Raw genomic sequence first — 11,268 nt, forward strand, 5'->3', positions numbered from 1 at the left:
TGAGACCCTTGACCGAGCATGCGGCCTCCCAAAATTCACCACCAGCCTCTGCACTGCACTCAAGATGTCGGTCCTTGCACGGAGGCATCACATCAAGCCGCAGCCGCCGTCTCGCGTACAGAGTAGGCAGGCCCGGGAAGGCCGCGCCCCTCCAGTCGAACGCACCGCAGGCCCTCACTCACGCGCCGCCGACCACCTCCGTTCGCGCCTGGCGCCTTCCCCCTTCTCCCTGAACACGCATCACCAACGTGCACCAATCCCGACCACCTGGGCTGACCATCACACCACTCCCAACTCCAGTCAACTCCACCACATGCCACCCGTTCTCCTGACGAACCACACCCAAGGTCAAGTGGAGCCGCACGTCTTACATTCTGACCAGCCAAGCCAGCCTCGTTCAGGAGACGCCGACCCATCCGCAGACCGGAGCCGAAAGGCTCAACGGCCACTGATCACGAAGATCGAAACTCCATCAAGCGACATGGCCGAGCGCTCACTCACCACGAAGACCAAGACCCAACCAGACCATCAACGACAAAGCCGGAAGGCGAAACGAAGCGGCGAGACGTCCACTGCCGCTGGGGAGTGGACGTCTCGTCGAACCATCACTGTTCAGCCTGACGACCCAGCCTGAGGTTCGGGAAAGTGGTCTGCCATGGTCGACACCACCTCGGCCACCGCACACACGCCTTCTTTGAGGTTGTCCAACTGGGCCACCTGCGCGTCGAGGGTCCGCTGCATGTCCGAGTGATTTGAGGCCAACGCCCGGTGCAGGTCGGCCGCATGTTGGGTCAGACTTTGGTCCAACGCCGTGGCTCGACCCTCACTCCGCTCGTCCGCCGCACTCAGCTCACGAAGCACTTTGGCGAACCCCTGAGTCTGCAAAAGGCCAAAGCCATCCTGAACGACTTTGCGAAATTCAGTGAGCATGTCCCGCAACTCGCCCATCTCGCGTTCCTGCCGTTCCACTGTTTCGTGGACCATCGCCCGCAGGTCCGCGAGCGCTTCAGTCTGCCGGTTCAACTGATCATAGACATCATCGAGTGACCGGGCCTCGGGGTGTTCCCCGCTAAACCGGTTGGCGAGCGCCGTGTTGAAGCTCGGCTCGGCACCCTCGTGGTAGGCCGAGTAGCAGGTGACGAAGATGTCCCACAGCTCCCGGTCGACCATCAATTGCCGGGCCCGGCCACTGCGCGGAAGGCGGCGACCGAGCACTCGCTTTACATGCTCTTCAAAAATTGTGGCGTTCCGATACGCGTTGCTACGGTGGATGCCGAAGTGTTCAGCGATCAGTGGCGTGAGTGGTTCAAGCGTATTCTTGAACGCTTCGGGCTTGGACATGGCTTCGCATGATAGGCCAAACCCCCGAAAATACCCCCCTCATAAACGCGTTAAGTACACGGAAATTCGGTATGTAACCGTGCGCATCTGGAAATGAGAAATGCGCATTTTTCCTACAGTCCTAAACAGAGAGGTTTTTGCATCGGCAGCGAAATCCGCCGTCTGGGCGCTGGCCGCCAGCCTCGCGCCGAAAAGGGCATGTCAGAAACGCCCCTTCCCGGTTGCGCAGTCTAGCGCAACGCTCTCGCAAACAAATTTTTCCCCCCCAGGCCTGGTGCAGCCGGGCCAACTGGGGACCCGCGGCGCGGCCTGACGGCACGCACCGCAACACCGCGGGTGGGTTCATGGGGGGCTGAACGACACACGCAGCGGGCTGCCTCGGCGCTACGCACTGGCACTGGTGGCCGCCCGGCACTCTGGGTGCAGGCCTGGAAACTCGCCCGGCGACCCGGCGACGCTCGGGTCCCGCTGGTCTCGACGGCGTCTGGACGTCACGGGTTCGGAAGACAGACCGCCCGGTTCAGCTCGGTGTTCACCTGCGGCGCGGCCATGCGGCGCGCACCGCAACACCCCGGCCATGGACGTGACACGACTCGCTTCAGCTCGGCTCCCGCTAGTCTCGACTGAGCCCGGACGGCACGAGTGCAATGGGCATCACTGCCCGGTTCAGCTCGGTGTTCACCTGCGGTGCGGCCATGCGGCACGCACCGCAACACCCCAGACATAGACGTGACGTGACTCGCTTCAGCTCGGGTCACACTGGCCTTGACTGGGCCCGAACGACACGAGTTCGGAAGGCTCTCTGCTCGACTTCGCTCAGGGTTCACCTGCGGCGCGGCCATGCGGCACGCACCGCAACACCCCAGACATGGACTGGAGGACTGTGCACACGACCCACGCCCGACCTACGCCCATCGGCTTGCCGGGCGAACTGACCCGGCCCGTGATGCTCTTGTCCCTGGACCCACGCTCTATCTTTTGCCGGATGACCTCTCCCAACCTGTGTTCACGCAGTCACTCGCCTGGAATGCGAGCGGCGGGGTCTGCGACCCGCGCCGCTCGGTGGAGGTGGGTATGCAAGGGACGCGTGTGGTGGTGAGAGAGAGCGGCGACAAGTGGAGGCATGTCGGCAAGGCGTTCCGCCACCGCGGGGGTGGCGGGTGGAACCTGCTACTGGAAGGGGGCATCCCCGACGAGACCCTGGTCGTGCATGACGCCGGTGGCTACCAGCCCGGGACGCAGTTCCGCCTGATGGTCACCCGGCCGTCGGACAACGGGGGAACGGATTGGTTTCAGGTGGGCCGTGCCTGGGTGTCACGCGAAGGCCGGGCGGTGCTCGCGACCCTGGACGTGGTCGTGCCGGCGGGCGAGACGAAGCTGGTCATCCTGCCGAACAAGACGAAGCGGGCCAGAGCATGAACGGGAAACCAGCCGACTTAAACCTGAGTGTGCTGCGCCGTGGCGGTCAGGGCTACGCGCCGCTCGGACTCGGATGGGTGAACCCGGCGGGCGGCTGGCGGGTGCGGTGTTGGGCGCAGCCGGGCGCCGGACGAATTGGGTTGTTCCTGCCGGCGGGCTGTGCGGGTGAGCTGCCGTCACGGGTGACGGTGCATGCGAGCAGCGGTGATCGGATCGGGTCGGGCGCGTTCGTACCTGGCTTGCGGGGGGTGATGGTTCAGGTCAGTGCGTGGCCTCGCCTGGTGGACGGGGGGTGCTGGTTGCTCGTGCGAGTGCCGGGTGACGCCCGGATGATGCCGGTGCCGGTGGGTGGCCGGAGGCCCAGCATGCCTGCGCGGCCGGAGCCACGCGAGGTGTTCGTGGATCAGGCGTTTGGGTAAAGGGGAGGGCGCCGCGCGGCGTTCTCCCTCTTCTTGTTCTTCAAGGACGGCACAGCCCGCGGGGTCTGCCGACCCACGCCGGCTGACTGGTCATGGCATGACCCGACTGAAGATCGCGCTGCCCTTAACCGTGACTGGCTTGTTCGCTTCGCCCCCCGAGGTCGTGAACCGGACTGGTTCGTTCTCCGTGTCGACCGTGCTGACGGATGCCGAGGGCCTGCAGTGGGAGGGCGTGGATGCTGGCGAGTTCCTGTTTGACCTCCGGCCGTACGAGCAGCCGGTTTCGAATCGCGCGCCTGTGCCGCTGGTCACCCCCGAGCTGACGGACCTGCTGCGCCGGATGCTGACGGGAGATCTGAAGGTGCTGACCGAGTTGCGAGGGTACGTGACACGCCACGGCATCCTCAAGGAAGAGCAGGTGCACTAAGGGGCGCCTCACTCCCCGACTCTCCTCTCTTCCGGCGCGGCGGGGTCTGGTGACCCACGCCCGCCGACAGGTCAGGGCATGACGAAGCGCCATGTGCTGGGTGACGAAGAGGTGTCCGCTCTCCTGATGTCGGCGGGCTGGGACGTGCAGGTGAACGGGCGCGTGCTGTGTCCGGTGCATGGCCTGACCCCGAGATTCTCCCCCGACCGGACGAAGGTGCAGCTTGCATTCAACGCCGGAACCCGGACGATCATTGAGGCGGGGCAGCCGCTCGGTCTGCGCCGTCCCCCATCCGTGCAGGTGAAAGGCGTGACCCTGGTGGCGTTCGAGCGACGGGACCTGAGCGACCTGGCCGTCGTGAGGCGAGCGGCAGCGCTGGTCTCGGGGGTCGGCGAACGGCGGGGCGTGCTGGTGGTTCAGGGTGGATTCAAGGACACGGTGGGTGTGCGGGTCGGGGGCCTGACCATGACCGAGAAGCGTGACCAGGGCCGGGGTCCGTTCGTGATCCGGTTGGAGGATGACCCGAAGCCCCGGCCGATGTCCCAGGCTGGCCGGCGCATGCTGATGGGTGTGACGGTGATGCTGAGTGCGGGTCCGCTCGGCTGAGCACTATGCGGTCACTCAACCCACGCCTGAAGGGAGGCACGCCGCAGAGGTAGGAATGCGGGGCCCTCCACTCACTCGACTCACGCCTGAGGAGAGGCACGCCGCAGGGATAGGAATGAACCCTCCACGCACTCGACTCTCTCTTTTTTCCAGGTGACGGTATGACTCTCAGTGAAGCGTTGGGGCCAGCGGGGTGGGACGTTCAGGAGGACGGGCGAGTGCTGTGCCCAGGTTCGGGCGTGCGTCTCTCCCTCACGCGAGGTGGTGAGCGGGGCACGCTGGAGTTACGCTCCGGGTACCGCACCGTGTTCGATGTTCGGCGAGGTGGCCTGCTCTTCCGGCCCGCGGTGCTGGAAGTGGAGGGGCTGACCTTGCGGGCGGTGCTGGCCCGTGACCTGCATGGCGAGCGGGCAGTGACTCAGGCCCTCGAGAGCCTGCGGGTGTTCGGGGCAGCGGCCGGCGTGTTCCTTGCCGGTGGGACGCTGACCGGTGGTGGGTGTACGCGCGTGACGACTCAGGCAGCTGGGTGGACGTGCGTCACTTCCAACGAGAGCAGGCTCGGGCGCAAGAGAAGGCCGAGCGTGAAGCGCGGCGAGCGGCCAGTCGCCGAGGCGAGGCAGCTTCGGATCAATGATCGCTGGGCGGCATCTGGCGCTCGCGGCACTGCTCCTGATTCCCGGAGAGGGCAGCGTAAGGTAAGACGAGGGAGGAAGGCGGTGGCCTGCCGGCACCTGAGAGGGAAGGCGGCGAGGAGCCGTCTTCCTTTTTTCATTGCAGCGAGGAGCCGGGAGGCGAGTGGAACCCGGGACCTTTGTCGCTGGCCTCCCTCGCTTTGCACGTCCACCGCCCGCGGGTCGCAGACCCCGGGCGGTGACCAGAGGGGGGCATGACGAGCAACCTGAGCGCAGACAAGAAGGTCTACCCCATTGACGTGATGAACCAGGAACTGGGCCGCGAGCGGCCGTACGAGGAGATGGCGCTGGTGACCATCCCGGCCTGGGTGGCGATGGAAGCCTTGAAGATGGCGTGGGACGCCGCGCTTGATGCGGGCGGGCCAACCGAGTACCAGGGCCGGATGAGCGCGGTGCGCCACGTGTTGTTCGAGCGGACAAGCGCGGCGCTCGAAGCGGCGGGACTGCCGGGCGAGCCAGGTGAAGTGAACGGTCAGGCCTGCACCGTGCGGCTGTGGCCAGCCGACGCGAACTGGCAGCCGGTGCGCGAGACGCAGGGCCAGGTCCGGCCGGTCCGGTTGGGCGGCACACATCACTACGTGGCGGTGACGATGCAGGGCGGCGGTGAACCGCGCTTCATCGTGGACGGTCAGTGGGCGACCGAAGTGCAGGCGGCGGCCGAGGGCAGCGTGGTCTTCGGTGCGGTGGACCGGCTGCGGGCCATGGCACGCGAGTCCGGCGGCGCCACCTTCCTGCTCGGCAGCCACCTCGAGGCGAGCGGGCAGACCAAGGCGGGCAGTGCTTACCTCGCGTACGCGGTGGTGCCCGCCGGGCTGTGACCCACGTGACCGGAGCGGTGACCGCCGCTCTCCCCTCTTCTGAGCGAGGCAACCTGAATGAAAAAAGCCTGCATGATGATCGCCCTGTGTCCGAGCATCGCGCTAGCGTGCAGCGCTCCGCCCACCCCGCCGCCCGCTCCGGCCAGCGAGCACTTCATCCACCGCCTGGCTCATGCGGTCATGGCTGACGAAGCGACCCACGCCGCGCACTGCCACAGCGACATCGAAGGTCGCTTCGGTCATCCGCTGGCGGGTCAGGCCTTGCTCGCGCATCGCCCCCATGACCGACCAGAAGGTTGGGGTGTTCACCACGTTCGTGAGGGTTTCGCCGTGGCAGGTGGCGACCATGCCCGCCTCTCGGTCGACGGTGGACGCCACTACGTCGGCGTCACCGTGATGGCCAATCTCGTCCACGGCGATGAACATGGGGCTGTGGTTGGCGTACGCTTGGCGGATCAATTTAGGCTGTTCCTTCTTGTCAGATACCAGGATGCGGTGAGTGGGCATGGCCGCCCAGTGGCCGATCTGACCTGAGTCAGTGACCTCGCTGCTGGTGTCCACGACCTTGGTGCCGTAGCGGGCGGCGAGGTGGAGGATGACTTTGCGCACCAGGGTCGTTTTGCCGACTTAATGCGTTTCACTCACTAACCCCGTTTAGGGCTTGAGGCAAGGAACCTCAACCTCTAGGGATATCCAGGGCGGCCAGTCTGCTGGCATGGCGCATCTCGGCCGCTTGATTCCAGGTGCCCAGCCCACTGTGTCATCAGTTCGGCCAGTTCTTCCCGATGAATGGATGCTTCGAACGTTGCGTACTTCGCGGTAATGACGACGTCTCTCCCCTGGGCTGCCAGGGTATACCCGGCAGTGTCGAAGAAGTAACCCCGAGGCGTGGTGCGTGCCGTACGACTGATGTGCCGTGCATCGTCGTCGTCCTGCAAGTCGCCAAACAGGCTGCTGAGATGTGCGAGCAGCGTGCGGTCTATAGAGCCAATTTCTTCGAAGACAGGCTCATTCCCGGCTGTGCGACCAGCTATTTTCATGCCTGAACAGCGTACCAGTTTAAGGTGACATGAGGTTGTGTGCGATGACCGCCAGGACGACGCGAAACCGCAATGAGGTCAGGGTTTTCGTTTGAGCCGAGCGAACCTGAGCCTCTACCAGTTGAGAAAACACGGTTTCGACGCGCTTGCGTAATTTTGGGTGCCGGTCTTGTCGCCACCCGGTGTCATACCGGGTGTTTTTCTTGGGCGGGAAGGTGAAGCCCAGTGCGCAATCCCCTTTGTCTCCGATGACTTTCGGTCCACCGAACTCTGGCCAGCGGCTGTTGAGCTCATAGGCGACAGTTGTGTCATGCAGGTTCGCAGGTCGGATCACGTATTGTATGACCTGCCCACGCGGTGACACCCAGGCATGAAGTTTGAAGCCGAAGAAGTTTCCCTGCGTGCCGAATCCCCACCTCGCCCCGGGAAACGCACAGCGTTTCCCCCGTTTGGGACGACACACCGGGAGCGGCATTGAGTCCACCACGACTTCCGCACACAGCACAGGTGGGCTGACGATGGCTTCAAGCGGTCCGAGAAGGCGTTGCCCCCGAGTGAATGCCTGGGTGTAGCTGGGAAGCTGGGGCCTCTATGCAGGGCGCGAGGGCATGCTGGGCTGACGAATCCTCCCAAATATCGCCCACCGCAGATTATTAAGTTCATATTTGCTCCATAGCGTAAAGAGGCATTATTTAATTGCGTGCTAGACAATAAAAATTAGGACTCGCGCACAGGAGCCACGAGAAGGCCGCTCGAACGCAGCCTGAGGGGTTACAGACGGGTGCAGCACAGGGCTGCCTGTGGAGTGCAGGGGCGATGAGGCGCCATGACTCAAGAGCTCTGAATTCACGCTAATATTGCTTAGTGTTAAATTCAGGTCACTGTGACCCTTGTCCGCACTGGTGACCCCCTCGCCCTGATCCATCTGACTGATCAAGCTCTACGAGTCCGTGCCGTCGAAGCGGCCAGCACCTACGACGCCCCGACCCTGGTGCAGGTCACCCAGGCCTACATGACCAGTGGCAGCCGCAAAGGTGCCCGCACCAGTCCGAAGACCCTGGCAGCCTACAGCCTGGCGGTGAGCGACTTTGTGCCGTGGGCGCAGGATCAGGGGGTCCAACTGCTGCGCCCCGGGCGGCGGGACGGCGGACGCTACGTGGCGCACCTGCAGACGCGGCCGTCACAGGGACGCGGAAAAACGGGCACCCTGTCGGCCTCGACCGTGGCGCAGTACGTGGCCGGCGCCCGGGCGCTGTACCGGGCCCTGCGCTGGGCCGGCGCGACGGAAGCCCAGCCCTTTGAGGATGTCCATGTGCCGCCGGACCCCACGCCAGGTATCGTCAGGAACCCGCCGTATATGCGCGAGATTGATGAGGTGCTCAGCTACTGCGACGCCCGCCTGGCCGCGTTGTTGCTGCTCTGCGCCCACGCGGGCCTGCGCGTCAGTGAAGCCCTGGCCGTGAAGGTCTCTGACATTCAGGGGACGCAGCTGACTGTGCGCGGCAAGGGTGGCAAGGTCCGCCGGGTGCCACTGGGGAAACGGGTTCGCACCGCTCTAGCCGGCCTCCCGCCGATACAAGCCGATGGCCGACTCTTCGACTGGTCCTACCACCAGGCCAAGTACCGGATGAGCCTCGCGTTTCGGGCGGCTGGGCATGGGCAGACCTGGCGCGGCTTTCATGCGGCCAGGAAACACTCAGGGACCCGGCTGTACCGCGTGACCAAGGATTTTACCCGGGTTGGCGCGTTGCTCGGCCACGCGTCCGTAGACACGACCCGGCGGTATGTGGCGATGGAAGAAAACGACGTCCAGCATGAGGTCGAGGACTTCTGAACGTGATTGTGCTGTATGTCCTGGCGTGCCCGTGCATACCGCCGTATCTTGTTCACCATCAAAGGCGACCTTTTTCGGGTCGCCTTTCTCCTTGATTGCAGTCACTCGGGCCTGGGTGGGTCCGTTTGCACAGGCGAGAGAACCGGCTCAAAGTCCAATAGAACGGCCAACAGGTTTGGTGACAGGACCTCTCCAGCGAATGGTAGACCCAGCTGGGCCGCACCACATTTGAAGCACAGGGACAGCTCGTCGGAAGGTCAAGCAGGACCAGCATCCCTTAAGAAGCCCGACCTTACCAGTGCTTAAGGCGCCGCAAAAACTGCAGGCCAGAAACCGGCCTGCAGCAGTGATGAATCTTTTCGGCACCTATTAGGAGCAGCGCTCAGCCCATCTCCATGGCCCTCATGGTGTCAACGGCAGGTCTTCACGCCCACAGGTGAGCGCACTGTCCCTCTCCCTATCACACTGATCAGGCCTGCTGGATTCAGGCGGTCGTAGATCAGAAAGGTGACCTCCTGGCCCAGGCCAAGCACAGTCAGGAACTGCTGGCCTGACGTGTCAGTGAAGAATGACTGCTGCGCCAGCGGGCAGAAACCGGGCGCACTCTCCTTAAAGCGCCGCACCACATCAAGGAGTGCCTCGTCTGTACTGGGTGTTGTCACCGTCCCCTGCACCGTCTGAACTTGGAGGCCGAGGGTAGCGAACGCCGCGCTGAAGCTGCTCAGGACGTTCTGGGTAGCCTGTGGGGAGAGGTCGGTGGTCCGGTCGGGCGACTGCACCGCCGGCGCGCAGGCCGTGAGGGTCAGGGCCACCAGCCACGCGCGGCGTCTCACGGCTTTTTCTCGGGGAAGATCAGACGTGGCGTGACCACGATGACCAGATCGGTATTGCGCTGATCGACCGTGGTCTTTTTGAAGAGCTCGCCGATGATGGGAATATTGCCCAACCCGGGAATCTTCTTGACCCCCATCAGGCCACACGCGGGGCCCAGCGTGGCTGAGTTGTTGGCTCGGCACCACCTGCTGGGTGGCCGGAGTCTATGTCTCCTCTGCGCACAGCCGGCTTGAAGACAGGCCAGCACGCCGGAAGGCCACGTCCTTCATAAACCCGGTGGAAAAGTGCAGCAGTGTCATGTTGCAGGGCCGCATGTAACCCTGCGCCCGGCTGCCAAGCCTGCTGCTGAGGGCCTCGGGCGCAGAGGTGGGCACGGTTCACCCCATCTGGCCTGAGACACTGGGCAACAATGATGCGTGCGCTGGCCGAAGTACACGGCATAACGGCACTTCCCTACGCCCTGAAGCTGGTCCGGCCGCAACAGGTCGTGGCGGCTGCTCCGGCTGGGACCGGCTGCTGGCCCTGAGGTGGGGTTGGCCACCACTGAGCTATGCCCTACCGTTCCGGCCACCGCCTTGCACGCGGGTGGTCACCCTGAGGTGGCCCCCTTTCTGGAGTTTGTTGGGCCGCCTAGCGTGAGGTGGCCCAGCCAGCCAGACGAGCTATGGCTGCCCCCAGAGACCGCCAACTGCAGCGTCTGGGTTTGCGGTCTCACCTGCCGCCTGACGATCCTGATGGCATGACGGGCTGATCACCGCCTTGGAGGCTGCAGGGTGAGGTGAGCAGGCGCAGGCGACGCAGGCCCTACGTCAGGCCATACTTTGCTCGTTTCAGGGGTTGACCAGGCCCCTGCACCCAGCGCTCACTTCAAGGCCTGGACCGCCGCTCAGCTGAGCCAGGCCAGAAGCCCAGCCAGCAAACCGGTCACAAAGATCATCCCGAGCATGAAGGCCAGTGGCATGAGGAAGCGCCGTGTCGGGTGCTGCGGCGGGCCCCAAATGACGCCCTCACGCCGCTCCCCTTCCAGGTGGCTGATGAATTCCTCCGGTGACCCTGCGGGAGGTTCAGTCATGCGGCTTGTGTGGCCCATGCCAGACTGTGCCGATCACTCAAGGCCTGGCTTTTCTGTACAGTCACGGCGCATCTCCTGGCGTCCGGCCGCCAGCGCTTGGGGCAGCCCCTGCGCAGCCGCGCAATCCGGTCACGCTGCAGCCAAGATTATGCGCCCCTGGCCAGCAGAACACCAGCAGATCGTTCAGGGGTGACCACTGGCGGGTGTGAGTGGCCCCAGGTGTGAGGCCTCATCGTATATCCACGCGGCACACAAGCCAGGCGCACTCGATGGAGATGCCTTTGCCAAACCCAGACCACTCCTCGACCGCGGGGGACTCTGGGGGTAACAGCTGCATTTGACGCAGCGCCGTTGCCCCCCGAATTTCGCGCATTGCCGCCCGCAAGGCGCTCTGCTCAGTACCCGACAGTTTCTCTAGGGGTTGAAAAACCGCGAGTGACACGCGAGAACAGTGTGCGTCTCCCGATGTCCTGGCCAAACTGACCCGCTGCTTCACCGCGCACTTCCCCGAGTTCCGCAAGAACCAGGTGGAGCTGCTGTCGCTGATGGTGCTCGCGCTGCTTCAGGCCAAAGATGTTCGGCACGCTGCACTCGCGGCGCGCTTCTCTGGACGCGCGCAGACCAACTCGGTGATTCGCCGCGTAGATCGTTTTTTTGATCGCCATCCACTGTGTCCCGCCGATGTAGCTCGTGTCGTCTTGGCGCTGCTCCCACAGACGCGGCCTCGCGAGTTCATCATTGACCGTACGAACTGGAGATACGGTCA

General features: G+C 64.3%; 12 protein-coding genes and 1 pseudogene. 5 read left to right on the forward strand and 8 right to left on the reverse strand.

The genetic code is table 11. The features are described from left to right. Window positions 1-612: 612 nt before the first annotated feature. Window positions 613-1,341, reverse strand: a complete 729-nt coding sequence (locus C8263_RS17080) for a hypothetical protein (protein WP_146160751.1) — start codon at window positions 1,339-1,341, stop codon at window positions 613-615. 978 nt (window positions 1,342-2,319) lie between these two features. Between C8263_RS17080 and C8263_RS17085 the strand changes: the two genes are divergently transcribed. From C8263_RS17085 to C8263_RS17105, 4 genes are all read left to right on the forward strand, one after another. After that, window positions 2,320-2,760: a hypothetical protein gene (locus C8263_RS17085; RefSeq protein WP_107139345.1), complete on the forward strand. Its 441-nt coding sequence runs from the start codon at window positions 2,320-2,322 to the stop codon at window positions 2,758-2,760. Window positions 2,761-3,276: 516 nt separating this feature from the next. Continuing rightward, entirely contained in the window at window positions 3,277-3,606 is a 330-nt protein-coding gene (locus C8263_RS17095) for a hypothetical protein (protein ID WP_107139347.1), read from the forward strand. A gap of 78 nt (window positions 3,607-3,684) precedes the next feature. Further along, window positions 3,685-4,212, forward strand: a complete 528-nt coding sequence (locus C8263_RS17100) for a hypothetical protein (protein WP_107139348.1) — start codon at window positions 3,685-3,687, stop codon at window positions 4,210-4,212. Between the two features lie 886 nt (window positions 4,213-5,098). Next, on the forward strand, window positions 5,099-5,722 hold the full coding sequence (locus C8263_RS17105) for a hypothetical protein (protein ID WP_107139349.1): 624 nt from the start codon (window positions 5,099-5,101) through the stop codon (window positions 5,720-5,722). 102 nt (window positions 5,723-5,824) lie between these two features. Here the strand turns inward: C8263_RS17105 and C8263_RS17110 are convergent, their stop codons facing one another. From C8263_RS17110 to C8263_RS17115, 3 genes and pseudogenes are all read right to left on the reverse strand, one after another. Further along, window positions 5,825-6,331, reverse strand: coding sequence for a hypothetical protein (locus C8263_RS17110; RefSeq protein ID WP_107139350.1), 507 nt, complete (start codon window positions 6,329-6,331; stop codon window positions 5,825-5,827). 74 nt (window positions 6,332-6,405) lie between these two features. Then, the gene (locus C8263_RS19080; protein ID WP_146160752.1) at window positions 6,406-6,762 is read right to left on the reverse strand and encodes a hypothetical protein; all 357 of its coding nucleotides are present in this window, start codon (window positions 6,760-6,762) and stop codon (window positions 6,406-6,408) included. Between the two features lie 19 nt (window positions 6,763-6,781). Further along, window positions 6,782-7,351, reverse strand: a pseudogene (locus C8263_RS17115) (IS982 family transposase); the annotation flags it as partial. A 294-nt stretch (window positions 7,352-7,645) separates the two neighbouring features. On the opposite strand from C8263_RS17115, the gene C8263_RS17120 reads away from it, so the two are divergent. Next, a complete protein-coding gene (locus tag C8263_RS17120) occupies window positions 7,646-8,596 on the forward strand; it encodes a tyrosine-type recombinase/integrase (protein ID WP_107139351.1) in 951 nt (316 codons plus the stop codon). A gap of 410 nt (window positions 8,597-9,006) precedes the next feature. On the opposite strand, the gene C8263_RS17125 is transcribed toward C8263_RS17120, so the two are convergent. The 4 genes from C8263_RS17125 to C8263_RS19720 all read right to left on the reverse strand — a co-directional run. Further along, window positions 9,007-9,429, reverse strand: a complete 423-nt coding sequence (locus C8263_RS17125) for a hypothetical protein (RefSeq protein ID WP_107139352.1) — start codon at window positions 9,427-9,429, stop codon at window positions 9,007-9,009. Then, window positions 9,426-9,566, reverse strand: coding sequence for a secretin GspD/PilQ domain-containing protein (locus C8263_RS17130; protein ID WP_107139353.1), 141 nt, complete (start codon window positions 9,564-9,566; stop codon window positions 9,426-9,428). Before C8263_RS17130 ends, C8263_RS17125 begins: the two co-directional genes overlap by 4 nt. 750 nt (window positions 9,567-10,316) lie before the next feature. After that, window positions 10,317-10,502 (reverse strand): hypothetical protein, encoded by a 186-nt coding sequence (locus tag C8263_RS17135; RefSeq protein ID WP_146160753.1) that lies wholly within the window; start codon window positions 10,500-10,502, stop codon window positions 10,317-10,319. A gap of 395 nt (window positions 10,503-10,897) precedes the next feature. Beyond that, the coding region (locus tag C8263_RS19720) for a hypothetical protein (RefSeq protein ID WP_233218888.1) at window positions 10,898-11,268 on the reverse strand (371 nt) is incomplete at its 5' end.

This window comes from Deinococcus arcticus, assembly GCF_003028415.1.
Taxonomy (GTDB): domain Bacteria; phylum Deinococcota; class Deinococci; order Deinococcales; family Deinococcaceae; genus Deinococcus; species Deinococcus arcticus.